At 65.9% G+C, this 23,528-nt stretch carries 29 protein-coding genes; 28 read left to right on the top strand and 1 reads right to left on the bottom strand.

What is annotated here, in order from left to right; translation table 11 throughout:
• The first annotated feature begins 73 nt into the window (after nucleotides 1–73).
• From JOF56_RS18625 to JOF56_RS18600, 6 genes are read left to right on the top strand one after another with little or no spacing between them, the layout of a single operon-like run.
• Nucleotides 74–1,504: a phage portal protein gene (locus JOF56_RS18625; RefSeq protein ID WP_209639659.1), complete on the top strand. Its 1,431-nt coding sequence runs from the start codon at nucleotides 74–76 to the stop codon at nucleotides 1,502–1,504.
• Nucleotides 1,505–1,507: 3 nt separating this feature from the next.
• Entirely contained in the window at nucleotides 1,508–2,587 is a 1,080-nt protein-coding gene (locus JOF56_RS18620) for a hypothetical protein (protein ID WP_209639656.1), read from the top strand.
• Between the two features lie 49 nt (nucleotides 2,588–2,636).
• Nucleotides 2,637–3,161 (top strand): prolipoprotein diacylglyceryl transferase, encoded by a 525-nt coding sequence (locus JOF56_RS18615; protein ID WP_209639654.1) that lies wholly within the window; start codon nucleotides 2,637–2,639, stop codon nucleotides 3,159–3,161.
• Nucleotides 3,162–3,189: 28 nt separating this feature from the next.
• Nucleotides 3,190–3,588, top strand: a complete 399-nt coding sequence (locus JOF56_RS18610) for a head decoration protein (protein ID WP_209639651.1) — start codon at nucleotides 3,190–3,192, stop codon at nucleotides 3,586–3,588.
• Between the two features lie 31 nt (nucleotides 3,589–3,619).
• Nucleotides 3,620–4,657 (top strand): major capsid protein, encoded by a 1,038-nt coding sequence (locus JOF56_RS18605; protein WP_209639647.1) that lies wholly within the window; start codon nucleotides 3,620–3,622, stop codon nucleotides 4,655–4,657.
• 43 nt (nucleotides 4,658–4,700) lie between these two features.
• Nucleotides 4,701–4,973: a hypothetical protein gene (locus JOF56_RS18600; protein WP_209639643.1), complete on the top strand. Its 273-nt coding sequence runs from the start codon at nucleotides 4,701–4,703 to the stop codon at nucleotides 4,971–4,973.
• A 114-nt stretch (nucleotides 4,974–5,087) separates the two neighbouring features.
• Here JOF56_RS18600 and JOF56_RS18595 read toward each other — a convergent pair whose 3' ends face one another.
• Complete coding sequence (locus JOF56_RS18595) at nucleotides 5,088–5,576, bottom strand: hypothetical protein (protein ID WP_209639640.1); 489 nt, start codon at nucleotides 5,574–5,576, stop codon at nucleotides 5,088–5,090.
• 163 nt (nucleotides 5,577–5,739) lie between these two features.
• Between JOF56_RS18595 and JOF56_RS18590 the strand changes: the two genes are divergently transcribed.
• The 22 genes from JOF56_RS18590 (at nucleotide 5,740) to JOF56_RS60150 (ending at nucleotide 23,505) form a co-directional block, all read left to right on the top strand.
• Entirely contained in the window at nucleotides 5,740–6,120 is a 381-nt protein-coding gene (locus tag JOF56_RS18590; RefSeq protein ID WP_209639638.1) for a hypothetical protein, read from the top strand.
• Nucleotides 6,117–6,455 carry a hypothetical protein gene (locus tag JOF56_RS18585; protein ID WP_209639636.1) on the top strand — a complete coding sequence of 113 codons (339 nt, stop codon included), beginning with the start codon at nucleotides 6,117–6,119 and terminating at the stop codon, nucleotides 6,453–6,455. Before JOF56_RS18590 ends, JOF56_RS18585 begins: the two co-directional genes overlap by 4 nt.
• Nucleotides 6,452–6,841 (top strand): hypothetical protein, encoded by a 390-nt coding sequence (locus JOF56_RS18580; protein WP_209639633.1) that lies wholly within the window; start codon nucleotides 6,452–6,454, stop codon nucleotides 6,839–6,841. Before JOF56_RS18585 ends, JOF56_RS18580 begins: the two co-directional genes overlap by 4 nt.
• Nucleotides 6,838–7,014 carry a hypothetical protein gene (locus JOF56_RS18575; RefSeq protein WP_209639630.1) on the top strand — a complete coding sequence of 59 codons (177 nt, stop codon included), beginning with the start codon at nucleotides 6,838–6,840 and terminating at the stop codon, nucleotides 7,012–7,014. Before JOF56_RS18580 ends, JOF56_RS18575 begins: the two co-directional genes overlap by 4 nt.
• Complete coding sequence (locus JOF56_RS18570) at nucleotides 7,011–7,382, top strand: hypothetical protein (RefSeq protein ID WP_209639627.1); 372 nt, start codon at nucleotides 7,011–7,013, stop codon at nucleotides 7,380–7,382. Before JOF56_RS18575 ends, JOF56_RS18570 begins: the two co-directional genes overlap by 4 nt.
• Nucleotides 7,383–7,444: 62 nt before the next feature.
• Nucleotides 7,445–8,026, top strand: a complete 582-nt coding sequence (locus JOF56_RS18565) for a phage tail tube protein (RefSeq protein ID WP_209639624.1) — start codon at nucleotides 7,445–7,447, stop codon at nucleotides 8,024–8,026.
• A 50-nt stretch (nucleotides 8,027–8,076) separates the two neighbouring features.
• Nucleotides 8,077–8,409 carry a hypothetical protein gene (locus tag JOF56_RS18560; RefSeq protein WP_209639621.1) on the top strand — a complete coding sequence of 111 codons (333 nt, stop codon included), beginning with the start codon at nucleotides 8,077–8,079 and terminating at the stop codon, nucleotides 8,407–8,409.
• Between the two features lie 56 nt (nucleotides 8,410–8,465).
• Nucleotides 8,466–8,693: a hypothetical protein gene (locus tag JOF56_RS18555; RefSeq protein WP_209639618.1), complete on the top strand. Its 228-nt coding sequence runs from the start codon at nucleotides 8,466–8,468 to the stop codon at nucleotides 8,691–8,693.
• Nucleotides 8,630–12,211 carry a tape measure protein gene (locus tag JOF56_RS18550; RefSeq protein ID WP_307855791.1) on the top strand — a complete coding sequence of 1,194 codons (3,582 nt, stop codon included), beginning with the start codon at nucleotides 8,630–8,632 and terminating at the stop codon, nucleotides 12,209–12,211. Before JOF56_RS18555 ends, JOF56_RS18550 begins: the two co-directional genes overlap by 64 nt.
• Entirely contained in the window at nucleotides 12,208–13,101 is an 894-nt protein-coding gene (locus JOF56_RS18545; protein WP_209639612.1) for a hypothetical protein, read from the top strand. Before JOF56_RS18550 ends, JOF56_RS18545 begins: the two co-directional genes overlap by 4 nt.
• Before the next feature lie 185 nt (nucleotides 13,102–13,286).
• Nucleotides 13,287–14,264, top strand: a complete 978-nt coding sequence (locus JOF56_RS18540; RefSeq protein ID WP_209639609.1) for a hypothetical protein — start codon at nucleotides 13,287–13,289, stop codon at nucleotides 14,262–14,264.
• A gap of 3 nt (nucleotides 14,265–14,267) precedes the next feature.
• The gene (locus JOF56_RS18535) at nucleotides 14,268–15,347 is read left to right on the top strand and encodes a hypothetical protein (protein ID WP_209639606.1); all 1,080 of its coding nucleotides are present in this window, start codon (nucleotides 14,268–14,270) and stop codon (nucleotides 15,345–15,347) included.
• A gap of 2 nt (nucleotides 15,348–15,349) precedes the next feature.
• On the top strand, nucleotides 15,350–17,386 hold the full coding sequence (locus JOF56_RS18530) for a hypothetical protein (RefSeq protein WP_209639603.1): 2,037 nt from the start codon (nucleotides 15,350–15,352) through the stop codon (nucleotides 17,384–17,386).
• A 17-nt stretch (nucleotides 17,387–17,403) separates the two neighbouring features.
• Nucleotides 17,404–17,646, top strand: coding sequence for a hypothetical protein (locus tag JOF56_RS18525; protein ID WP_209639600.1), 243 nt, complete (start codon nucleotides 17,404–17,406; stop codon nucleotides 17,644–17,646).
• A 77-nt stretch (nucleotides 17,647–17,723) separates the two neighbouring features.
• Nucleotides 17,724–17,978 (top strand): hypothetical protein, encoded by a 255-nt coding sequence (locus tag JOF56_RS18520; RefSeq protein WP_209639596.1) that lies wholly within the window; start codon nucleotides 17,724–17,726, stop codon nucleotides 17,976–17,978.
• Between the two features lie 66 nt (nucleotides 17,979–18,044).
• Nucleotides 18,045–18,320 carry a hypothetical protein gene (locus JOF56_RS18515; RefSeq protein WP_209639593.1) on the top strand — a complete coding sequence of 92 codons (276 nt, stop codon included), beginning with the start codon at nucleotides 18,045–18,047 and terminating at the stop codon, nucleotides 18,318–18,320.
• The gene (locus JOF56_RS18510) at nucleotides 18,307–18,672 is read left to right on the top strand and encodes a hypothetical protein (RefSeq protein ID WP_209639590.1); all 366 of its coding nucleotides are present in this window, start codon (nucleotides 18,307–18,309) and stop codon (nucleotides 18,670–18,672) included. Before JOF56_RS18515 ends, JOF56_RS18510 begins: the two co-directional genes overlap by 14 nt.
• 64 nt (nucleotides 18,673–18,736) lie before the next feature.
• Nucleotides 18,737–19,342, top strand: a complete 606-nt coding sequence (locus JOF56_RS18505) for a deoxynucleotide monophosphate kinase family protein (protein WP_209639587.1) — start codon at nucleotides 18,737–18,739, stop codon at nucleotides 19,340–19,342.
• Nucleotides 19,343–19,480: 138 nt separating this feature from the next.
• Nucleotides 19,481–20,104: a hypothetical protein gene (locus tag JOF56_RS18500; RefSeq protein ID WP_209639584.1), complete on the top strand. Its 624-nt coding sequence runs from the start codon at nucleotides 19,481–19,483 to the stop codon at nucleotides 20,102–20,104.
• A 244-nt stretch (nucleotides 20,105–20,348) separates the two neighbouring features.
• Nucleotides 20,349–20,645, top strand: a complete 297-nt coding sequence (locus tag JOF56_RS18495) for a hypothetical protein (RefSeq protein ID WP_209639581.1) — start codon at nucleotides 20,349–20,351, stop codon at nucleotides 20,643–20,645.
• A 90-nt stretch (nucleotides 20,646–20,735) separates the two neighbouring features.
• Nucleotides 20,736–21,917 carry a pentapeptide repeat-containing protein gene (locus JOF56_RS60155; protein ID WP_209639578.1) on the top strand — a complete coding sequence of 394 codons (1,182 nt, stop codon included), beginning with the start codon at nucleotides 20,736–20,738 and terminating at the stop codon, nucleotides 21,915–21,917.
• A gap of 115 nt (nucleotides 21,918–22,032) precedes the next feature.
• The gene (locus JOF56_RS60150; RefSeq protein WP_209639575.1) at nucleotides 22,033–23,505 is read left to right on the top strand and encodes a pentapeptide repeat-containing protein; all 1,473 of its coding nucleotides are present in this window, start codon (nucleotides 22,033–22,035) and stop codon (nucleotides 23,503–23,505) included.
• Nucleotides 23,506–23,528 lie beyond the last annotated feature (23 nt).

Below are 23,528 nucleotides of genomic sequence, written 5' to 3'. Positions count from 1 at the left end.
TTGACGCACTGGCGTCACCACTTCGCCACCGAGATCTCTCGGCGGCCCGTACGCGAAGGGAGGGAGACGCTCCGTGTCCCTGTCCAAGTACGAGCTGGACACGATCAACCGGCTCTCCGCCCAGCTCAGACGAGACGCCGTGAAGCTCACTCGATACGGCGACTACTACGAGGGGACCCGTCACCTCGAACACCTCGGTATTGCTATCCCGCCCGACCTGCGCCAGTTCATCGTCTGCGTCAACTGGCCCCGCATCACGGCTGACAGCCTGGAAGAGCGGATAGACCTCGAAGGCTTCCGGCTCCCTGGCAAGCACGAACGCGACAAGAACCTATGGCATGTCTGGCAGGCCAACAATCTCGACGAGGAGAGCCAGCTCGCTCACCTCGACGCGATCATCTACGGCCGCTCCTACATCTGTGTCGGCTCCAATGAGGACGATGAGAGCACGCCGCTCATCACCGTCGAGTCGCCACTGGAGATGACGGCGGAGGTCTCGCCGAAGACCCGCAGGGTCACGGTCGCGCTCCGGCTCTACCGCGACAAGGACGAGAACGGCCACGTGGTCGACAAGGCCACGCTCTACATGCCGAAGGTCACTGTCTGGGCGGAGAAGCGCTGGACCGGCTCAGAGCGGGGCTGGGTTGAGGTCGACCGCGACGAGCACCTCCTGGGACGTGTCCCGGTTGTCCCGCTGGTAAACCGCGCACGGACCGGAGACCGCTACGGCGTCTCTGAACTCCAGGACGTCATCGACCTCACGGACGCCGCAGCTCGCGCGCTCACACTGGCACAGCTGGCCACCGAGGCCCTGTCTGTACCGCAGCGCGCCGTACTCGGCGCCGAGGAGAAGGACTTCGTCGGCCCCGACGGCAAGGTCCTTCCAAAGTGGGCCGCCTACTTCGGTGCCATCTGGGCACTGGAGAACCCGGACGCGAAGCTCCACCAGTTCACCGCGGCGGATCTCGGCAACTTCAAGACCATTGTTGACCACTACGCCGCGATGGTCTCCAGCGTCACCGGCCTGCCGCTCCGTTTCTTCGGCCAGAACACGGCAAACCCGCCGAGTGCCGAGGGCATCCGCGCCGACGAGGCCCGCATCGTCAAGCGGGCCGAGCGCCGCCAGCGTGCTTGGGGCGGCGCGTGGGAAGAGGCGATGCGCATCGTCAAGCGCATCCAGACAGGCGATTGGGACGACGATCTCCAGGAGCTGGAGACCATCTGGCGCGACCCGGCGACCCCGACGCGCGCCCAGCAGGCCGACGCCGCCGTAAAGCTCGTCCAGGCTCAGATCCTCCCCGTTGAGGCTGCCTGGGAAGAGATGGGCTACTCCCAGACCCGCATCGACGAACTCCGATCGATGCGAGAGCGTCAACTCGCCGCCACCGACGTCCTCGCACGACAGATCAACGCCTACCGGCAGAACGTGACCGGAAACCCCGGGGACAACAACACCCCCGAGAACGACTCCGGCCAGGACACCACCGCACCTCCGGCGGAGTGACCCATGCCGGAGATCGCCGCCGCTGAGTCCTACGAGCAGCAGGTAAAGATCATGGCCGCCGCCGTCCAGGCCGCCCAGGACATCTGGAGCGGCCTGGATCCGACCCGGCTCTCCGAGAGCTGGGTCCGTGACCAGGTCGGCGATCAGATCTTCCTGTCCGTCGCGCGATCCCAGGAACTCGCCGCCATGGCCGCAGACGTTTACACGGACCTCGTCCTCGCAGAGGCAGGTATCGCCGTGGACGCCGACGGAGCCATCATCCCGGCATCCCTGGCAGGTGTCGCATCGGACGGATTGCCTCTCGACTCGCTTCTCCTTCAGCCGCTCATCACCGCGAGCGTCGCTCAGGCTGGAGGCGCCACCGCCAGTGAATCGATGGCCGCTGGACTCGCCCAGCTCACCCGGATCGTCGGGACGCAAGTCCAGGACGCCGGGCGCAGTGCCACCGGTCTTTCCATCGCCGCACGGCCACGGACCGGATGGGTGCGCCTGGTAGAGGCGAAAGCCTGCTCCCGATGCGTAATCCTTGCGGGCCGCTGGTACCGCTGGAGCGACGGATTCGACCGGCACCCGATGTGCAAGTGCCGCAACATCCCCGCCGCCGAGGACACGCCGGGACTGACCGCTCAAACCGATCCCAAGACCCACTTCAACTCCCTCACGGAGGCCGAGCAGAACCGCCAGTTCACGAAGGCGGGCGCTCAGGCCATCCGCGACGGAGCCGACATCGCCCAGGTCGTCAACGCCCGCCGTGGCGCCATGGGCCTCTCCGCTCCCGGCCGTTTGACAGCCGAAGAGCAGAAGATCCTCCGAGGCGGAGCCGAACGGGGCCGCATCGTCCGCACGGACGTCTACGGCCAGCCCGTTTACATCACCTCTGAGGGAACGACCAAGCGCGGCCTGGCCGGCGCCCGCCTCATCAAGGCATCCGGCTCCACCCAGTCCCGCGAGCAGAGCAACGGGCAGCCCATCTGGCGCACGCGCGCCGCGACGCCCCGCCTCATGCCCGAGTCGATCTACCAGATCGCAGAGGACCGCGAGGACGCCATTCGGCTCCTCAAGCGGTTCGGCTACATCACCTGATTTCCCTTGCCCCGCAACGGGGCCTGTCCCGCTACGGGAGACAACAACCATGCGCCAGACCACGACCGATCCGAACGGCCAGCCTGACCCCGGCGCCGAGGACCCGAACGGCAAGAACGACGGCACGAAGTCCGACGAGACGCCAAAGAGCGTGGAGGAGCAGCTCGCCGAGCTGACCGCCAAGTTCGAGGACCTCAAGACCAACTCCCGCAAGTGGGAGACCCGGGCCAAGGAGAACAAGAAGGCCGCGGAGGAGCTGGACCAGATCAAGGCCCAGGGCATGACCCCGGACCAGAAGCTCCAGGCCGCCGAGGACAAGGCCAGCAAGGCCGAGCGTGAACTGGCGCGCTACAAGGTCGCGGCCGAAACCGGCGTTCCCGCCGCGCTCCTGCACGGCGGCGATGAGGACGCCATGCGCGAGTCCGCCAAGGCAGCCCTGGAGTTCCGGGGCACCGCGCCGAAGTCCACAGCCCCGAAGCCTGACCCATCCCAGGGCGGCACTGGCACCACGCAGAAGCCCAGCGCTCGGGAGGCGGGCCTCGACGAGGCACGGCGCCGCTTCAAGAAGTCCTGACCGATCCCCGTAGGAGGGACACCCCCGCATGACCAACATCTCTGTCCGCAAGGCCCCGGCCGTCCAGAGTGAGGACCGGAGCTGGCTCGCAGGCCCGCACGGTACCGAGACGAACGCGATGCCCGGCGTCACCGTCGACACCGCGCTCTTCCCGGCCGGCGCGAAGGTGAACGGCTACATCAAGAGCGGCACTGTCCTCGGCCGCGTCACCGCGACCGGCCTGTACGGGCCGTACGACTCGACCGCGAACGACGGCCGCCAGACGCCGACCGGCCTGCTCTTCCAGAGCATCGACACGAGCCACGGTGAAAAGACGTTCGGCACCGCACAGCTCGTCCACGGTTTCGTCTTCGGCTCGAAGCTGCCCGGCGGTGCTCCGGCCGCGACCGTGAAGGCCGCGCTGCCCCTCATCTACTTCTACGCCTGATCCCGGCGAGAACAGGAGCTAACCCCAACTCATGGCGATCTTCTTCGACGCCGAGGTCACTCCGGACGCCCTCACCGCATTCGTGCGCGAGGTGCCGACGCCGGCCAACCTGGCGTTCTTCAACAACATCGGCCAGCGCACGGTAGACGACCACAAGGTGGACTTCTCCGAGCTGGTCCACACCAACCGCACCGCGAAGTTCCGCGCCTTCGACGGCAACCTCCCGACGATGGCCCGCGATGGCGGCAGCACCTCCGAGGTCTCGCTCCTGCCGCTGGGCAACAGCATGAACCTCGGCGAGTACGAGCGGCTCCAGATCCAGTTCGCCCGGACCTCCGGCACGAACAAGGCCGCTCTCGCGAACGCGATCTACAACGACGCGGAGAACCTGACCGCGTCGGTCTACAACCGGCTTGAACTGGCCTGGGGTGACGTGCTCGCCGACGGCAAGCTGACGATCAACGAGAACGGCTACAAGGGTGAGGCCGACTTCGGCGTCCCTGCGGAGAACATCGTCACCGCGGCGAAGAGCTGGACCGACCCGACGGCCCCGATCCTGGACGACCTGCTCGCCTGGCAGCAGGCGTACATCGACTCCGGCGTAGGCGCTCCGGGCGCGATCCGAGCCAAGATGAAGACCATCCGGCTCATGCAGCGCAACGAGCAGCTCGTCCGGTTGGCCCGTGGGCCGGCTGCGAACTCGACGGCGACCCGCATCACCGCGCAGGAGCTGCGCGACCTGCTGGCCTCGGAGGACCTGCCGCCGCTGGTCGAGCTTCCGGACACGTCTCTGGACGTGGACGGCGTCGCCACGAAGGTCATGGCGGACGCGAAGGTCCTGTTCACCCCGGCCAGCCTCGGCGACCTGGGTTTCACCGCGCTGGGCGTCTCCGTGACCGCCCTGGAGCTGGTGAACAGCAACAAGGCGGAGATGACCTTCCAGGGCGCAGCTGGCCTGGTCGGCATCGTGGAGAAGGTAGGTCCGCCCTACAGGCAGTTCACCTACGTGGACGCAACGGCCATGCCCATCCTGAGCCAGCCGAAACGGCTCTTCATCGCTTCCGTCTGACCTAGCCACAGAGATCTCTCTGTGACGAAAGGGGGCGCCACCCGTGGAGGTGCGCACCTACGTACACGTCCGCTCCCATGATGGCGCCAAGAGCGCTGTCCTCAAGCCGGGCGACACAGTCCCTGATTGGGCCGAGGTGACCAACCGGGCCGCACTGCTCGACGCCCCGGAAGCCGCGGCGCCGAAGGAGGTCGCGGAGCCAGCCACCGAGGGTCCGGCGGTCGAGGACGAGAAGCCGACCCCGAAGACCTCAGCCCCCAAGGCGACGACCAGGCGTAAGCCTGCCGCAAGGGCCACCGAGAGCAAGACGGAGTGATCCGCAGGAAGGGCCGGCCTCTGGTAGACAAGGCCGGCCCTTCCTCCGTGCCGCGGGGCTAACTCGTCACGACACCTTGCCCGAGCACCAGATGAGACCACCCGGGCACCTGATTTACGAAGAAGGAACCCAGGGCGGATTTCCTTTCCAGGGATTAACCACTCCGTTGATCTCGTCAATTCGAGCCAGCAGCAGATGGTATCGTCGCATAAGTTCCAATTCTGACGGTCCACCAGAATGTTCAATTCCCTCAGTGATCGCCGGAATCCACCGCTGAACAGACTCCAACTCTGCTACGCGGCGGCGGGCACCTTCCGCCCGTTCTGGCGCGCGGAGCGCCGCGATTCCGGCCGATAGAGCGGTGCCTACAAACGATACGATGATCACGAACGCTCTCCAGCCACCGTCTAGGTCACTAATGCTAGTTACACCGCCGGCGATAGCAGCCGCGATGGCCGACACAACCGGGAGAATGACGCCCAGCCTCGACCATCGAACGGCTACCTGCTGCGTCTCTCTGTGATCCCGAGCAACACGTTCAGCAAGTCGATCGATCGAGCCTTGGCCTACATTCATGGCATCCGGTGATTGCGCGGTGGCCATGACGCCTCCTTACCCACATCGTCACGCATTCATTGCGAGGGCAAGTCAATCCTCTCTTCAAGCGGTTTGCAGTACTCCATCTCGGCGACTTTGCCACCCCATTGGGTGATTCTTCGCATGGCTTAAATGAAGCGGCGACCTGACTAGAATGGAGGGAGCGGGCATGGCCCAGCTCATCTCCCGCGAGGAGCTGGCCCTCGTCCTCGACGAGGACATCTCCGAAGCGCGTTTCAACGCTCTCTACGCTTCCGGCCTCCGTGTCGTGAGTGCCGGCTACAACGGCGACCCCGAGGCCGCCAAGGGCCGAGCCGCCCAAGTGGTGGCCGGGGTCCTCTTCGGAGTCCTGGTCCGCATCGGTTCCAACCCCAAGGGCGCTCGCCAACTCAACGCGGGAGGCGCCGGTCTGACCTTCGGGGGAGCGGACGCTGATATCGCCGCGGTCTTCTCGCTCACCGACGACGAGCGCGCGAACCTCGACAGCGTTTCCCCGGCACCGATCGGCCGATCTCGCGCATTCACCATCCGGCCTGGCGGTGGCCAGTGAGCTTCAAGGCTCTCTTCGAGCAGAACTTGTTCAAGGTCCGACGCTACGGCCCAGGCCCCAAGGACCCTCTCGGCAAGCCGACGCGGGTGGTCCTCTCCGAGACCACGGTAGACGGCATTCTCCAGCAGACCGGAAGCGTCGAAGGCGAAGCCTTTGTGGTGAACGAGTTCCGCGCGACCATGCCTCTCGGCACCGATCTCCGGCCCGCCGACGATGTGGTGAGCAAGGGACACGTTTATACGGTCGAGGGCAAGCCTTTCGCCGCTGTCGTCCCGAAAACCAAGATCGGCGTTGTCACCGCCATTCTCAAGTACGTCGGACCGGTGACCGCATGACCGTTCCCTATCCCGACCCGGCCATCATCGCTCTCCTCACAACGCTCCCCGGCCTCGACGAGATCGGTGGCCGCGTTTCAACCCAGCTCGACTCCACCCTCCCCGCTATCCGAGTCACGAAGGTCAGCGACCGCGAGGCCCCCGTGAGCTGGGAGGCCACGCCCATCTACCAGATCGAAGTCTGGGCCGACGACGAGTTCCAGGCTGGCGCGCTGGCGTGGGCGATCAAGAACAACTGGCCCACCGCGAAACGAGCCGTCGTCCTCGACGCGCTCGTCCACGGCAGGTGGGTCGATACCGACCCGATCTCCTCGCCCGACCCCGAGACCGAACTCCCTCGGTTCCTCATCACCGTCGGCATCCGACTCTCTGGAGCTTCGTCATGAGCGACACCCGCCACATCGCCACCCAGGACATCTACGCCGCGCCTGGCGTCCTTGCGTACCGCAAGGGGAGCGAGGTCCCGGCGTCCGCCGTCGAGAACCTCGATTGTAAGGACAAGGTCGCCACCGAGCACCCGAAGGCTCAGTCGGCCGCCAAGGGGGCAGCCAAGGAGTGAGCCGAGTCCACATCGACGCCCGCGCCCTCGCAGAGATCATGCGCAGCGACGAGGCCGTCCGCTTCATGGGCACCGTCGGCCGACAGGTCAGAGACCGTGCCCGCGCGAACGCGAAGTCCGTGGTCCCTCCACCGGGAAGCGAACCCGCCGGAAAGGTCCGCCGAGACGCTCAGGGTCGTTTCGTCAAGGGAACCGACGACCCCATTGACGCCATCATCGCCGTGCCAGGCAAGGACGAGGACAGCGCACACGTCGATGTCGGCTACTCGAAGCATCATCCCGGCTTCTACCTGTGGTGGTGGGAGGTCGGCACTCAGAACCACCCCGCCCGGCCTCACCTTCGTCCCGCTCTCCGGCCGAACGGCTGATCCGCACATCCTCACCTCGGCAGGCACTCGCCACCGAGATCTCTCCATCGGAGGTACTCCTCTTGACCAGCCCCGGCAACGCTGGTGCCCTGTCTCTGGGTCCCGGCCGCCTGTACTACGCCCCGCTCGGCACCGCGCTCCCGACCGACCTTGGCACCACGCTGGACGCCGCCTTCAAGCCGATCGGCTACACGGAGGAGGGCTCCGAGTTTTCCTACGAGCTGTCCTCGGACCCGGTTGAAGTCGCCGAGTCGCTCGACCCGGTCTTCTACCGGACCACCGGCCGCAACGGCACGGTCACCTTCGCGATGGCGGAGAACACCGTCCGGAACCTGACCCTCGCCTTCAACGGCGGCACCGTGACCCGGACGGCCGGAGGCAACGTCTCCTACGAGCCGCCGGAGCCGGGCACCGAGGTCCGCCGGGTCCTGGTCTTCGACTCGGAGGACCGCGAGGAGCGCTGGGTCTTCCCCCAGGTCTTCCAGGGTGGCTCCGTCTCGATGGCCCGCCGGAAGGGCGCCGACAAGGTGACCATCCCGGCCGAGTTCCGGCTGGAGAAGCCCGCGCTCGGCGGCGCTCCGTTCAAGGCCTTCTACGCCGACGACCGCGACGGCGGCTCCGGCGTAACCCCGGTCACCCCCTGACCTTCCCCTCCTGACCGAACTCCCGCAGTAGACAGACGAGGACACTGAAAATGGCTGCCACCAAGAAGAAGGCCGTCCAGGCCATCGACTCCGACATCGCCGAGAAGAAGGAGACCGGCTTCGGAACGGTCACCTTCGAGGGTTTGGAATACACGATCGAACGCAAGCCGAACACGCTGCTCATCTCCGAGCTTGCGCGCACCGGATCGGGTGATCCGGAGGCAATGGCCGTCCTGGCCGAGTTCTTCGAGGTGACCTTGGGCGACGGGTACACGCGCTTCAAGAAGGCCGTCTACCGCTCCCCGGCAGCCGACGACGACAGCGTCCTTTTTGGAGTCCTCCAGGAGATCATGGAGAAGACGCTGGGCCGCCCTACGGAGTAGTCCAGACCCTCGTCGGCTGGGCCGCCGACTCGTGGAATGAGGTCGAGTCCCGAGCAGTGATACTCGGCCTCATCGCCCGAGTTGGCGGCCCAGCGTCGGTTCTGGACTTGGGCGCGCGTCACTTCCTCGCATTCCTGGAAGGCATCGTCCGCGAGGACGACGGCCGCCGGAAGACCCTCGACGAGGTCTACGCGAAGTCGCGTCCCGCCGCCACAAAGTCATCCGTCGACCGCCGCGAGCGCCGCCGCGAGATCGACCGCCTCGCCCGCATCTTCGGCGGCTGACACCGCCTCCCCATCCCCATCTCCCGCGAGAGGAGGCGATTACCCTGTCCAACTCCATCCTCGGAAACGCATACGTCCGCATCCGGCCAGACACCACCGGCTTCGAGAGCGACGCACGTAGCAGCATCTCGAAGGCCGTCGCGGGACTCGCGGTCACCGTCGCAAAGGGACTCGCTCTCGCCACTGCGGGCGCCGCGATCGGCGGAGGCCTGGCCGCGGCCTGGGGCCTCAAAGTCGCGTCGGACATGGAGCAGGCGAACATCGCCTTCACCACCCTCCTCGGCAGCGCCGTGAAGGCCGACGCCTTCCTGCGCAAGCTCCAGGCTTTCGCTGCCACCACGCCGTTCGAGTTCCCCGAGCTCCAGACGGCCGCGTCCTCCCTGATCTCCATCGGGATCGACGCCGAGAAGGTCATCCCGATCATGACCACTCTCGGCAACGTCACCTCCGGTATGGGAACTGGCGCCGAGGGCTTCAAGCGCGCCACCGTCGCGATTCAGCAGATGAACGCCGCCGGGCGCATCACGGCCGAGGATCTCTGGCAGCTCCGTGACGCCGGCATCCCCGTGTTCGACCTTCTTGCTGGCGCGACTGGCAAGACCACGGAGCAGCTCGCCGAGATGGCGAACTCCGGCAAGCTGGGCCGTCAGGAGCTTGAGCAACTCATGACGGCCCTGGAGACCGGTAAGGGTCTGGAGCGTTTCAACGGCCTCATGGCGGCGCAGAGCCAGTCCCTGAAGGGAATGGCTTCGACCTTCAAGGACGCCGTGCAGCTCAACCTCGCCGAGGCGATGCAGCCGTTCATCCCCGGCATCAAGCGCATGATGTCCGAGGCCACGCCGATCATCGACTCCGCGCTCAACTCTGTAGCTCAGAAGTCGACCGTCCTCGTCCAGCAGGTCCCCAACCTCTTCGCCGCGATCGCAGAGCGCGACGCGCAGGGAATCGGGGAGGTCCTCGACAACATCTTTGGCAACACAGGCGACAAGGTCGACTACTTCCGAAGCAAGGCCGAGCAGATCCTCCCCGTGATCGACCAGGCGAAGGAACTTTTCGCCAATCTCTGGCAGATCGCCGGGCATCTCGGCCCGGCTCTGGGGGCGGTCGGCGACTCCGTGCAGGTTGCCTGGGAGATCTTCAAGTTCCTGTTGCCAATCCTCGTTCAGATCACGGGATTCCTCGCTGAGAACAAGGAACTCGTCATCGGTCTCGCTGTGGCCTACGGAACCCTGCGTGCTGCGATGATCGCCCACCAAGCGGCCCAGGCCGTTTCCACAGCCGGTGGCGTGGTCAAGTGGCTCACGGCCTGGATCGGTCAGATGAAGATCGCCCAGTCCGTCCAAAAGGCATGGACCGCCGTCCAGTGGCTGTTCAACGCCGCAATGAACGCCAACCCAATCGTCAAGATCGTCTCGATCATCGGACTCCTGGTCGGCGCTCTTGTTGCGGCATACCAGAACTCCGAGACCTTCCGGAACATTGTGGACGGTGCGCTCCACGCTGTCGGTGCCGCCGCCTCCTGGCTTTGGAACGACGTGCTTTCACCGGTCTGGAACGCGATCAAGACCGGCTGGGACGCCGTCGTCACGGGCATCCAGTGGGCCTGGCAGAACATCCTCAAGCCGGTCTTCGACGTGCTAGGCACTGTGGCCCAGGCTCTCGGCATCTTCCTCATGGTCGTCGTCTTCGGCCCGATCATGCTGGCCTGGAAGGTGCTGACCGAAGGCATCAAGCTCTACTGGGAGCACGTCCTCAAGCCGACCTTCGAACTGGTCGCCGACGTGGCGGTCTGGCTGTGGCAGAACGTCCTTTCGCCGACCTTCGACGGGATCAAGGCGGGCTGGAACGGCGTCATAACCGGCATCCAGTGGGCCTGGCAGAACATCCTCCAGCCAACCTGGAATGCGCTCCAGATCGCTGCCCGCTGGCTCTGGGACAACGTGCTCGCACCGGTCTTCGCAGGCATCGCTGCCGGCTGGAGCGGACTGCTCACTGGGATCGATTGGAGTTACGAGAACGTCCTCAAGCCCACCTGGGATGCGATCTCCGTCGCGGCCGGGTGGCTCTGGAACACCATCCTCAAGCCGATCTTCGACGCCATAGGCACAGGGTGGAGCGGACTCTTCAACGGCATGAAGTCGGTGTGGGACAACGTCCTTTCGCCCGTCTTCAGTGCATTCGGTCGCGCTCTTGATGTGATCAAGGACAGCTTCAACACTGCCGTCGAGTGGATCGGCAAGGTCTGGGACGGCATGAGGCAGAAGCTCATGTCTCCTATCCAGTGGGTCGTCGATTTCGTCTGGAACAACGGGCTCCGCAAGCTCTGGAACTGGATCAATAACCTCTGGGGCGGAGACGACCTCGAAGCCTTCAGGCTCGACGCCGCGACCGGCGCCGTGGTCCCGACCAACCTCGGCCGAGCTGGCGGCAACCGTGCGTACGCGACCGGCGGTGTCCTGCCCGGGTACACGCCCGGCCGTGATGTCCACCGGTTCGTCTCACCTACCGGCGGTATCCTCAACCTCTCCGGTGGAGAGGCCATCATGCGGCCGGAATTCACCCGCGTGATGGGTGTGCACGGTGTAAACGCCCTCAACGCCGCGGCCCGGACAGGAGGTCTCCAGGGCGTCGCCGATGCTCTGGCCGCGCGGAGTCAGTACGAGCAGAGCCACAAGGACGGCGGGATCATCTCCCTCCCCGGCTGGCTGAGCACCGCGCTCGAATACATCCCGGGCGCTGGGATCGTCACCGACGCCATCAACGCCATCAACGGCGGCAAGGGCTGGGGCGCAGGCCAGTGGTCGGACGCATTGATCGGAACCGTCAAGCAGGTCGGCTCGAAGATCTGGGAGAAGGTCAAGTCCTGGTTCGACTCCGACTCCGGCACCTACAGCGCCAAGAAGCCCAGTCCCCCCGGAGTCAATGGTCTCGGCCCGATGGCCAAGGCGGCCAGGGAATTCGTCATGCGGACCTGGGGAATCCAGAACATCGGCGGCTACGCCAATCGGAACATCGCCGGGACTAACACGCCGTCGGACCACGCCCTCGGCAAGGCCATCGACGTCATGATCCCGAACTACCAATCGGCGGCTTCGATCAACCTGGGCAACAACATCGCCAACTGGTTCACCGCCAACCCCGCCAAATTCGGCACGAAGTACGTGATCTGGCGAGACCACATCAACTCCGGCCGCGGCTGGGAGCCATACGGCCACCCCGGCGGCGGACGGAACGACACGCTCCAGCACCGCGACCACGTCCACGTCTCGCTGTACGACCAGGGCGGCGTACTGGAGCCGGGACTCACTCCAGTCCTGAACAAGACCGGCAAGCCCGAGGCCGTCTTTACCCACGACGAGTGGGGCGTCTTCAAGTCAATCGCCGCTGGCGGTGGGAACGCCCCGCTTGTCGGCGGGGACCTCATCCTCCAGGTCGGCGAGGGCGCCAGCGTCCGTGACCAGATGGAGGAAGCGATGTTCCAGCTCCGGAGGATCAAGCGAGGAGGTGCGCTCCGGTGATTGATGGCCAGTGGAAGCTGACCTATCCAGGCATGGAGTACACCTTCGGGACTCCGGACCTGCCTACGTTCAACCGGACGACCCCCGATGTCGGCGACGTGGACATCCGCGTCGCCGACGTCGATCGGCCCCGCACGGACGGACGGACGTTCGGCGTGGACTTCCGTTCTGGCCGCACGATCTCCTTTGACCTCGGAGTCCGCGGCCGGACGGAGGAAGATGCCCGCCGGGAGTCCGCCCTCCTCACGACGGCCTGGCGCGCCGACCCGGTCCGACTCACTCCTGGTGGCGTCGCCGAGCTACACGCCCGGTACGCCGGCCGCGACCGAGTCGCGTTCGGACGGCCACGCCGGTTCTCGCCGAACTTCTCCGATGTGCGTGTAAACGGCTTCGTCACGGTGACAGCGGATTTCGCCGCCATCGACGACCTCTTCTACGCACCCGACACGGAGACCATCCAGTTTGGCATCGTCCCGCCGCTAGGTGGCGGCCTTCTGGCCCCGCTCGCCTCGCCGCTGTCGACGACGATGAACTCCGATCGCTCCCAGGCCATCCGCGTTGCATCGGAGATGCCGGTCTGGCCCGTCGTCGAGATCCACGGACCAGTCGCTAACCCCGTCCTCACTGTCGTCGGTACTGGCGGCTCAGGGTTCACCTTCGATGTCCGGCTCACCCTGCTCTACGACGAGTCGATCACCATCGATACCCGGCCCTGGGCTCGTTCGGCACTGCGGAACGGGACGGCCAACGTGGCTGGCGCCGTCCGCGGAACCCGCCTCTCGAAGGCAGCCCTCGCCGCCGGGTCCTATGAGGTCGGACTCAAGGGGAACGACCCAACGGGGACCGCGCGTGTGCGGCTCTCCTGGCGTCCCACCTACGCCTCCCTCTGACCTGCCCACGGAGATCCCAAAGTCGCGCCTTCGGTGTCAAGAAGTCCTTGACCCTCCAACGCCTTCGAGGCATTGGCCGCGCAGATCTATCCGGTAGGCCCCCGAACTCGGCCCCTGGGCCTGGCGCTCCCCTCGTCTGGCGCCAGGTCCAAGGGGCCGACCCGTCTTGCAAGGAGATCACCTTCATGTGGGATTCCGTCCCCTGGTTCATCGGTGGAGGCGCCCACCACTCGCCCGAGGTTGCACGCCTCCTCGCCTACGCCGCGACGTCCGGCGCCGAGGGCGTCGTCACCCCGGGGGATCTCAAGGTCGTCCCGCTCGACGTACCCGGCTCGTCCGTACGTGCGCTCTCCGGCGCCTGCTTCATGCTGAACAAAGCGGCTGGAGGAGCCCAGCAGACTTACGTGGGTCGTAACCCGTCGGAAGACGTCGTCGCCATCTCGGCGACCGGCTCCGGCTCCGGCCGTTCGGACCTCGTCGTCGCTCGTGTCGAGGACCCGAACATGCCGGGCGAGCCCTGGAACGACCCGGCAGACCCGACCACCGGCCCTTACATCTTCACGCGTGTCATCCCGAACGTCTCGCCAACGACGACCACGATGCCGGCCGGCCAGAGCGGAATCCCACTCGCCCGCATAGACATTCCGGCCAACACCGCGACCATTACGTCCTCGATGATCAAGGACCTCCGCAAGCTGGCCCGGCCGCGGAGCTGGAACGACTACGACGTCCAGGCAGGCATCAACGCCGCCGGAGGTGGCGCCGAGTACATCCGTGTCACGGACTCGGACTGGCGCACGTGGCCCCTCAACACGATGTCCGTCACGATCCCGACGTGGGCGACCCACGCGCAGATCTCCATTCACCTCAGCGGCATCGGCGCCACCGGTCCCGGTGACGTGAACACCCGCATCCAGCTCGGCAACCTCTTCGGCGCGATCTCCTACCTCGACCACAACGGAAACCCCGGCACTCCGGTCGGTTTCGTCGAGAAGATCAACCACTTCGCGTACGCCGAGTTCGACGTCCGGGCCTACCAGGGCACCACACAAACGCTCAAGGTCAACTCCCGCCGCACTTTCCCGCAGAACACCGGAGATATCTGGTTCGGCGAAGGAGAACAGATCGCCTTCGACGTCCGCTTCCGCGAACTGGTGGTCTGATCGATGAGCGCATGGACCTTCATCGCCCAACGCGCGACGACCGGTGAGTGGCTCGACTGGGACATCCCCATCACATTGTCCTCTCTGGAATGGACGCTCTCCGGGCCGGGCGCCCTGACCGGCACGATCGCCCCCGATGTCGGCGGCCTCCGAACCGACGACGGCCGACTCCTCCTGGAGGAGTGGGGAACGCTGATCTACGCCGAGTCCGGCGGCGAGATCCGTTGGGGCGGAATCGTCATCTCCAGCTCATTCGAGGGCGAGTCTTGGCGGCTGGAGTGCGCTGGGTTCACGACCTACCCGCGCGCAATCACCTACGAAGGCGAGTACTCGAAGATCGGCGTCGACCCGGCCGAGGTCGTCCGCGAGCTCTGGCGGCACGTGCAGAGCTTTCCGGACTCCGACCTTCGGGTGATCGTGACCGGCTCCACCTCGACATCGGTCCGGCTGGGCAAGGACGCCGAGCCCTACGCGCTGCTCTGGTGGGAACACCCGAATTGCGGCGAGGAACTCGACAACCTCGCCAAGCAAACTCCCTTTGACTACATCGAGAAGCACTACTGGGCTCCGGACAAGGAGTCCGTGGTCCACGAGGTCGAGCTGGGCTACCCACGCATCGGCCGACGCCGCGAGGACCTCGCCTTCGTCCAGGGCGACAACGTCGCCAAGGTCGTCTCCGTCGAGTCCAATGGGGACGAATACGCGAACACCATCCTCGGCCTCGGTGCTGGAGAAGGCCGCTCGATGGTCCGCCGGGAAACCGGCCTCCGCGACGGCCGTCTCCGTCGCGTGTCGGTCTACTCCGACAAGGCCACCACGGACGCCGCACGCATGGACGCGCTCATCGCCGACGAACTGGCCCACCGTAAGGCCGCGCTCCGCATCACCAAGCTCGACGTCATCGACCATCCCAACGCCCCTCTCGGCTCCTGGCAGGTGGGCGACGACGTCCTAGTGCGGGCCGAACTTCCCTGGCTCGGCGACTTGGAGATGTGGGTCCGCATCACGTCGTGGGCGCTCACGGGCGAGAACACCGCGTCGCTCGAAGTGACCCGATCCGACCACTTCCGTTACGGAGGCTGACTGTGCCTGTCCAGGACCCCGCCAAGCAGCTCGCCAGGCAGCTCGCCGACCTCCAGCGCCAGGTCTCCTCGCTTTCCCGCGGATCCCAGGCGTCCCACCGATCCATCGAGGGTGGCGCCATCGCGGTGTATGACGAGGAGGGCAACCTCCGGGGGACCGTCGGCCAACTTCCGGACGGGACCACCGGCTTCATCACGGTGAACGGGCCGCCTCCCCCGATGCCCTCGGCGCCGATTCTGGAGCCAACGGTCGGCGGGCTGGCCATCACGTGGGACGGAAGCTTCTTCGGCGGGGCCGAGAAGCCGGGCGATTTCCACCGGCTGGAGGTCCACGCATCGACCTACTCCGTTTACACGCCTAACGAGGCCACCCACAGGGTTGACCTCATCGGCCCAGGGACGGCAAACCTCATCCTTCCGCCGTCCCCGTGGACCGTCGTCTTCGTCGCAGTCTCGACGGCCGACACCCGTTCCGAGTCATCGATCTCCGCGACCGAAACACCAGAGCAGGCCCCTACGTACACAGAGGTCATTGCCGCCAACGGGAAGAACAAGGTCTTCTGGCGCAAGGACAATGCCGCTCCGACCGTGGTCGAAGACAAGCTTGTGGACGGTGACCTCTGGTTCCAGGCGGACCACGACTTCCGGCCGATGAAGTGGGACGCCGCGACGTCGGCGTGGGTGGCCGCTAGCTTCGGTGACCAGGCCCTCTCCGGCCTCAACGTCGGCAAGCTCGTAGCTGGAGAAATCGCAGCGGGCCAGAAAATCATTGCTGGTCCCCAGTTCGGCACACACGCCGAGATGGCGTCCGACGGCTTCCGCGTCTACCGCCAGGACGAGGTTGAGGGCGGCACGGACGAGGTAGTCCGGCTCGGCACCTCGACGAACGACTACTTCGCTGTGGTCAACGCCAATGGCGAACTCGTCGCCTCGGTCGATGACACCGGCCAGGGCAACTTCTCCGGACTCAACGTCAGCGGGGACCCGGTAATCCAGGGCACGCCTCTCTCCGCCATGCTCGATGAGAAGGGCGGGGCCGTCGTCGGCTGGTTCGCCAACGCGTTCGCCAACGACTACGGCCCGATCCGCGACGCCATCGGCGTCTGCGAGGTATCCGCGATCATGCGGAAGAATCACCTTTACGAGATCTCGGTACGTCTGCCGTGGAGAGCCATGGTCGAGAAGGACGAGATCCGCGTCTTCGTCACCCGGCGCAGCGGCACCGACGGGACCACTGACACCCCTACCGCACCACTGGCCTCCGATGAACGCCTGGTGAGCTGGTACACGACCACGGAGGCAGGAGGTCGCTACCAGACCTTCTCCGGCCAGTACGTCTTCCAGCCTGGACGCAACGCCCGATACCGCTTCCTCCTCGCACTGGAGCGGGGAGTCGGCACGGGGGACGCCTGGGTCCTCGGCAGCCAGCAGATCACTCTCCAGATCCGCGACCTCGGACCGTCGATCCCGTCAACAGGTCAATTCACGCAGGGAGGCGGATCGTTCTACCAGGGGCCTCCACCGCCCCCGCCGCCCCCGCCGGTCCAGCAGTACTACGTGGACCTCGGCGCGGTCGGCAAAGCGTCCTGGCGTGGCAACGGCTCACTCCGCACCGACCTCGGCGGCAACGAGGTCGTCCAGGGCCATGACCCGTCGGGCTACAACGGCGACGGCCGCGGGATGTGGTGGTTCAACCTGCCCGTCATCACCGGGACCGTCGACCGCGTGGACGTCTACCTCTACTCGTCCCACTGGTACTACAACTCCGGCGGCACGGTGATCATGAACATCTCCGATCAGCGTGGCCTCGGCGGCGACTTCTTCCGGTTCAGGGGTGACTGGCACGTCGGTGGTTATCCGAAGCCCGGCGGCAAGACCGTCACCGTCCCCGGCGATTGGTTCCCACTGTTCCGCGGCACGAACAACGACAACTACAACGGCCGCGCCACCTGCATCACCGTCGGACCCGGCTACGGCACCAACTTCACCTACTACGGCCGGTTCACCGACATCCGGCTCCGCATCTGGTACACCCAGTAACCCCCGAGGAGCACCGCATGATCCACGTCTGGATGAGCCTCGACCCCGAGACCCGGAGAGTCACCCTCCAGACCCGGGAGTTCGGTGATGGTGATCTCCCCCGCGGGTTGAGAGGGCAGGGGTGGCCAATCCGGCAAGCCCACATCGACGAGACCACCTGGGATGCCCTGCTGGCCGGCGAGCTGACCGCCGTGCAGCAGGACGACCTCCATCGAACACTTTGGACTGAGAACGGAGCTACGGCGTGGCCGGACCTGTGACACCCTTTGACGCACCGCCGGTTCCAGTGGCGGGGCTCCTCGTCCCCGCCGAACTCGTCCCTCGGATCATCGCCGCCATGCGTGGGCTCTACCCCACCGCCACCGCCGACCTCGATGATGAGGCGGCTGTTCGGGCAGTGCTGAAGCATTGGGTCACCACAACGCTTGCGACCTTCGAGGCCCAGCGCGTCGCGGCCCCCATGGCCGAGCAAGTGGCCGCGCTCCAAGCGGATGCCCAGCAGAAGGAGCAGGCGGCCCGAGAGCAGGCGGAGCGCGCCGCCGGACTGATCACCGAGGCGGCCCTTCCGTCGCCAGACGACCCGAGACTCTAATCCAGCTGAGAAGAGGCCCCTTTCCTATGCAGAAGGTGGCCTCTCGGCATCCCAGAAGGGAAAGCGATGCGCCACATGTTGGACCTCGTCGCCAAGTTCCGCCTCTTCTACGCCCCCACGCGCGAGCCGCTGCGCCGTCGCGTTCACACGACCCTCCTCGCCATTGCGGCCCTCGCCGTCACGGCCGGCCTCATTGCAGGCTCGACGGTCGCCGCCCTGATCGGTCCGCTCGCTCTGCTCCTGGCCGTGCCCGCCGTCGAGAAGGTCCGAGCCCAGGTGACGCCCGCGGCCTCCCCGCCAGGCAAGCACGCCGCCCCGGAGGTGACCGATGACTCCCGCTGAGTGGATTCCCATCCTCATCGCGCTGATCTCCGCCGGCCTACTCAAGTACGCCGTAGACGTCATCAAGTGGTGGACAGTGCGACGAAAGAGCAAGACCCCCGAGGGCAAGCAGGCCGCAAACCTCGCCACCCTCGATCAGTCCCTGGCCGTCGTCGCCCGCGCCCGCGACGAGCTGGAAGCAGACAATGCCCGGCTCCGCGCCCAACTCGCCGAGGCCGACGCCCGGCATGCCGTCGAGCGTATGACGTGGACCGAGGAGAAGGCCGCGATGAAGAGCGAGATTCACGAACTTGAGCGCCGTCTCCGCGAGATGCTCGCCGAGATCGAGAACCTCAAGCTCCGCCACGCCTGAGCAGGGCGTCAAAATCTCGCAGACCTCCCCATGTGGCAAGTCCCGACACCACATGGAGAAGTACATGGCATCTCTCGTCGTCGGCATCACCGGTAAGAAGCGGTCCGGAAAGGACACTTTCGCTCACCGGTTGATCGAGCACCACGGCTTCACCCGGATCGCCTTCGCCGACGCGCTCAGGGCAGTGATGGAGGGCGTCAACCCTGTCGTGCCCATCGAGGCCGACGAGACCGGCATCGTCTTCGGGCCAGACTCGTTCGGCCGCCGCGGCTACCACCGACTGGTGTCCCTCGTCGCCGAGGTCGGCTGGGAGCGGGCCAAGGAGGCCCGCGAGGTCCGACGTCTACTTCAGACACACGGTGTGAGCATCCGCGAGCAGGTCAACCCCGATGTCTGGGTTGACGCGGTCCGCCTCAAGGCCAACGCGATCCCAGGCCCCGTCGTGATCACGGATGTCCGGTTCCCGAACGAAGCGGAGTATGTCCAGAAGACCGTCGGAGGTCAGCTCCTCAAGATCGTCCGCAGTGGACATGACCACAACGACACCCACATCTCCGAGACCGCGCTGGACGCCTGGCCCGTCGACCACTACATCGCCAACGACGGCGACATGAACGACTTACATGTCCGGGCAGACGTTCTCGTCCGAATGTTCCTCACGACCTGCTGATAGCACCCCCGCAAGGCCCTCTCTGTCCCTGGACGGAGGGGGCTTTTTGCGTTTCTGGACTAATCTACCTACTCCGACGACGCCATCGATGTTATAGGTTGCTTGGGGACGTCACCGTGATTGAAAGAGGCCTGGAACATGGCGCGCAAGTCCGTCAGTGAGCTGACCTCCGAGGCCGTGGCCATCCTCAAGAAGTACCTTAAGAACCCACGCACAGAACATCTTCGCGAGCTGGCACCGGTCATCGTCGAGCTCAGGTCCAACTTCAACCTCGAAGACGGGCGAGTGGACTGGAGCGGCCGGTCACCCGGCTACCGAGAGGCGATCGCCGACGTATACAAGAAGGCTCGCGTGCCGCAGGACGACCTGGACCGTCTCCAGACAGCCCTTCGATACCACGTTGGCAACCTCATCCGCGAGCGGGTGCCCAAGCAGGAGCTGACCTCGGTGGGTCTCACCTCCGTGAAGCCGAAGGAGCGCATCCAGAACACCCGGGACGCCTTCCAGGCTATGAAGGAGGCCGCATCCCCACGCGACGACATCCCCCGTCTCGCGGCCTACGCACAGGCCCTCCTTGAGTACGTCGACGAGACGTGCATCCCCGATCTGAAGCCTGAAGAGGTAGAGGCGAGCCTGCTGGCGATGGAGGCCGTCCAGACCCGATCCGCCGAGCTTCTCGTCCGTCTCAAGGACGCAAAGAATGGTCATGGGATCACCCGACGAAACACGCGGGGCCGGCGGTCGCAGATTCACGGCGTGTAAACGACCGCTCCGCCTCCAAACCCCACCGAGAGTGGGGTTTGAACCCCTGCGCCTCATAAGTGCCTATATGAGTGTCTTTTCTATCCTCGTTAATGCCGAATACCACCAAGAACCTCACTGAGAGTGGGGTTTCGAGGGTGCGACCCCGCGATGCGCAGCTCCACACGCGACTATCATCGCATCTCGGTCATAGAGATCTCTCGGTGACTTGTTAGGATGCGTTGCCAGCAGTACGGTCTGACGCATGCGATCCACCGAGAACAAGGTCACCGAGAAGACCGGCCGGTGTATGACCGAGACCGACAAGTACGGCCAGTTCGTTCGCCGCATCATGCGCGCCTACGGCAACCGCGTGGCCGACCTGGACATCGAAGGGCTCAAGGGCCTCGTCGACCTTCGCGCCGAGCTGGACGCCGAGATCGCCAAGGCCGTCGCCCAGCTCCAGGACCGGCCGAAGGGCAAGGGCTACTCCTGGGCCGACATCGGCCGCGTCCTCGGCATCACCCGCCAGGCTGCCCAGCAGCGCTTCGGCAGGAGGTGATCATGTTCCCTGCCATGGTTGCTCGCCGTGGCGGGGGAAACCGCGATCTTCATCCCGTTACGTTAGGCCCTTTGGTGCCGATGGTGAGGCGTGAGCGAACCACCCGCCGTCCTGCCCAACGCGTCAGCTGACGGGCCACCGCCGAGGCGTCCGGTGCTGACGCCGATCCCGCGGTGGGTGATCGTGGTCGGCGTCCCGGTCATGGTCCTGGTCGCAGTCGCGACGGTGTGGCTGCTACTGGGCATCGGCGTGACCGGCGACAAGCTGGACGCCATCCGCACCGGCGGCACGCTCGGGGTCGGCCTGGGCGGCGTAGCGGTGCTGTGGCTGGCTGTGCGCCGGCAGCGCTCCACCGAACTGGATCTGCTGCAGAAGTACGAGGCACACCGACTCGCCGAACGCGTCGCCGCTCACAGTGCAGAGGACGCGGTCGAGCGGCGGATCACCGAGCTGTACACGAAGGCGGTCGAACAGCTCGGCTCCGAGAAGGCACCGGTCCGCCTGGGCGGACTCTACGCTCTGGAACGCCTGGCTCAGAACAACACGAGCCAGCGCCAGACCATCGTCAACGTCACCTGTGCCTACCTACGTATGCCCTACACCCCGCCCGACCTCCAGCTTTCTGACAACGCCGACACCGAGACCCGCACAGTCCACGAGCAACGGGTCCAGGAACGCCAGGTGCGTCTCACCGCTCAGCGGCTCCTCACCACCCACCTTCGCCCCGACCCAGACTCCGATCACCCGGTGGAAACCTTCTGGGACGGCATCGACCTCGACCTCACCGGCGCCACTCTCATCAACCTCGACCTCCGTCTCTGCCACATCAGGACCGCCCAGTTCACAGGGGCGACGTTCACCGAGATCGCCCGATTCGACCACGCGACGTTCACCGGGCCCGCCTGGTTCGACCACGCGACGTTCACTGGGCCCGCCTGGTTCGAAAGGGCGACGTTCACCGAGATCGCCCGGTTCGACCAGGCGACGTTCACCGAGGACGCCCGGTTCGACCAGGCGACGTTCACCGGGATCTCCTTGTACGCCGGGGCGACGTTCGGAGGGGCGACGTTCGGAGGGGACGCCCGGTTCGCCGGGGCGACGTTCACCGGGAGCGCCTGGTTCGACGGAGCGACGTTCGGAGGGGATGCCCAGTTCACCGCGGGCGCCTGGTTCGACGGGGCGACGTTCAAGGGCGGCGTTCCGCCCGAGGTTGCTCGCTTCGCTGCCGAGGCCAGCCCTCCGGCCGAGGCGGGCGCGGCGCCGGACCACTGAGGCTTCCTTGCGTGTCACGCCGTCTGGTTGATCAGTGATAAATCCGTTTATCGCCGAACTGGGCGGCCCTTGGGAGCGCGTGTTGCGCTGCTGCCGTGGGATGCGATGTTGAGGTGTGAGCGAACCACCTGTGCCCGTGCCCCTCTCGCCTGACGGGCTGCAGCCCCGGCCAGCGCTGACGCCGATCCCGCGGTGGGTGATCGTGGTCGGCATCCCGCTGATGATGCTGGTCGCGGCCGCAGCGGTGTGGCTGCTGCTCAAGTTCGGGCTGGACCGCGACAAGCTGGACGCGGTGCGCACCGGCGGCACACTTGGTGTGGGCCTGGGTGGTGTGGTCGTGCTGTGGTTGGCCGTCCGTCGACAGCGCTCCACCGAGCTGGACCTGTTGCAGAAGTACGAGGCTCACGTACTCGCTGAACGGATCGCAGCGCACAACGAACAGGTCGCCGCCGACAACCGCGCGCACCAGTTGCAGGTCGCGGAAGATAGCCGGCTGGACGCGACTGAGCGGCGGATCACGGACCTGTATGTGCGGGCCGCCGATCAGCTCGGTTCGGACAAGGCCCCGGTCCGACTTGCCGGGCTGTACGCCTTGGAGCGATTGGCCCAGGACCACCCCCGGCTCCGCCAAACGATCGTGAATGTGCTCTGTGCCTACCTGAGAATGCCCTACACGCTGCCCGTTGCTGCCCCGCGCGTCCCCCGCCCGCTGGGCCGTCGACGCCGGATCCACCCCGGCCACCCAACGCCTCCGCCAGTCAGCACTCCGACTACAGCACGCCCGGTAGCTGTAGAGATCGACCGTCAGGAACGCGAAGTCCGCCTCACCGCCCAGAGCATCCTCACAACCCACCTACATCCTGGTAACGACCCCGGCCACCCCGCAGACACCTTCTGGGACGACATCGACATTGACCTCACCGAAGCCACGCTCGTCAACCTCGACCTCACCGACTGCAAGATCAGCACGGCCACATTTGACAAGGTGAAGTTCGACGGGCCTGCCCGGTTCAACAGGGTGAAGTTCGGTGGACATGCCTGGTTCAACGACGCGGAGTTCACCGAGAGGGCATGGTTCGATCAAGCAGCGTTCAACGGGGACGCCGCGTTCAGCAAGGTGAAGTTCGACGGCAACGTCCGATTCGGCGAGGCCAAGTTCGTCGGGGACGCCCAGTTCAGAGAGGCTGAGTTCGCCGGAGACGCATGGTTCGCCAAGGTGAAGTTCGGTTGGGGCCTCTGGTTCAGCAGGGCGAAGTTCGACGGGACCGTCCGGTTCACCGAGGTGGAATTCGGCCAGGACGCTCGGTTCAACGGAACGAGGTTCGCCAGGGCCGCCTGGTTCCGCGGAGCAACGTTCACCGAGGACGCCGATTTCGGCAAGTCGGAGTTCGGCGGGAACGCCTTGTTCGAAGGAGCGAAGTTCCGCGCGAACGCTTGGTTCGACCTGGCAGCATTCAGCGCGCGTGCTCGGTTCGACGGAGTGCAGTTCGGCGCAGAGACCCGGTTCGAGGGAGCAACGCTGGCGAATGGCGTCCCGCGCGAGTTGGCCGCCTTCTTTCCGGGTCCACCTTCGAGCGCGGATACATGAGGGCTGACACCGCCTCGTCGTGG

Origin of the sequence: Kibdelosporangium banguiense (genome assembly GCF_017876405.1) — a bacterium.
Taxonomy (GTDB): Bacteria; Actinomycetota; Actinomycetes; order Mycobacteriales; family Pseudonocardiaceae; genus Kibdelosporangium; species Kibdelosporangium banguiense.
Note: the sequence above shows the minus strand (reverse complement) of the source record. Positions and strands in the feature narration are given on the sequence as shown.

Excerpts from the sequence above, each read along its gene's own strand:
- JOF56_RS18620 (WP_209639656.1), top strand. The coding sequence starts at position 1,508 with ATGCCGGAGATCGCCGCCGCTGAGTCCTACGAGCAGCAGGTAAAGATC.
- JOF56_RS18615 (WP_209639654.1), top strand. The coding sequence starts at position 2,637 with ATGCGCCAGACCACGACCGATCCGAACGGCCAGCCTGACCCCGGCGCC.
- JOF56_RS18610 (WP_209639651.1), top strand. The coding sequence starts at position 3,190 with ATGACCAACATCTCTGTCCGCAAGGCCCCGGCCGTCCAGAGTGAGGAC.
- JOF56_RS18605 (WP_209639647.1), top strand. The coding sequence starts at position 3,620 with ATGGCGATCTTCTTCGACGCCGAGGTCACTCCGGACGCCCTCACCGCA.
- JOF56_RS18595 (WP_209639640.1), bottom strand. The coding sequence starts at position 5,576 with ATGGCCACCGCGCAATCACCGGATGCCATGAATGTAGGCCAAGGCTCG.
- JOF56_RS18590 (WP_209639638.1), top strand. The coding sequence starts at position 5,740 with ATGGCCCAGCTCATCTCCCGCGAGGAGCTGGCCCTCGTCCTCGACGAG.
- JOF56_RS18580 (WP_209639633.1), top strand. The coding sequence starts at position 6,452 with ATGACCGTTCCCTATCCCGACCCGGCCATCATCGCTCTCCTCACAACG.
- JOF56_RS18575 (WP_209639630.1), top strand. The coding sequence starts at position 6,838 with ATGAGCGACACCCGCCACATCGCCACCCAGGACATCTACGCCGCGCCT.
- JOF56_RS18560 (WP_209639621.1), top strand. The coding sequence starts at position 8,077 with ATGGCTGCCACCAAGAAGAAGGCCGTCCAGGCCATCGACTCCGACATC.
- JOF56_RS18540 (WP_209639609.1), top strand. The coding sequence starts at position 13,287 with ATGTGGGATTCCGTCCCCTGGTTCATCGGTGGAGGCGCCCACCACTCG.
- JOF56_RS18535 (WP_209639606.1), top strand. The coding sequence starts at position 14,268 with ATGAGCGCATGGACCTTCATCGCCCAACGCGCGACGACCGGTGAGTGG.
- JOF56_RS18525 (WP_209639600.1), top strand. The coding sequence starts at position 17,404 with ATGATCCACGTCTGGATGAGCCTCGACCCCGAGACCCGGAGAGTCACC.
- JOF56_RS18520 (WP_209639596.1), top strand. The coding sequence starts at position 17,724 with ATGCGTGGGCTCTACCCCACCGCCACCGCCGACCTCGATGATGAGGCG.
- JOF56_RS18515 (WP_209639593.1), top strand. The coding sequence starts at position 18,045 with ATGCGCCACATGTTGGACCTCGTCGCCAAGTTCCGCCTCTTCTACGCC.
- JOF56_RS18510 (WP_209639590.1), top strand. The coding sequence starts at position 18,307 with ATGACTCCCGCTGAGTGGATTCCCATCCTCATCGCGCTGATCTCCGCC.
- JOF56_RS18505 (WP_209639587.1), top strand. The coding sequence starts at position 18,737 with ATGGCATCTCTCGTCGTCGGCATCACCGGTAAGAAGCGGTCCGGAAAG.
- JOF56_RS18500 (WP_209639584.1), top strand. The coding sequence starts at position 19,481 with ATGGCGCGCAAGTCCGTCAGTGAGCTGACCTCCGAGGCCGTGGCCATC.
- JOF56_RS18495 (WP_209639581.1), top strand. The coding sequence starts at position 20,349 with ATGCGATCCACCGAGAACAAGGTCACCGAGAAGACCGGCCGGTGTATG.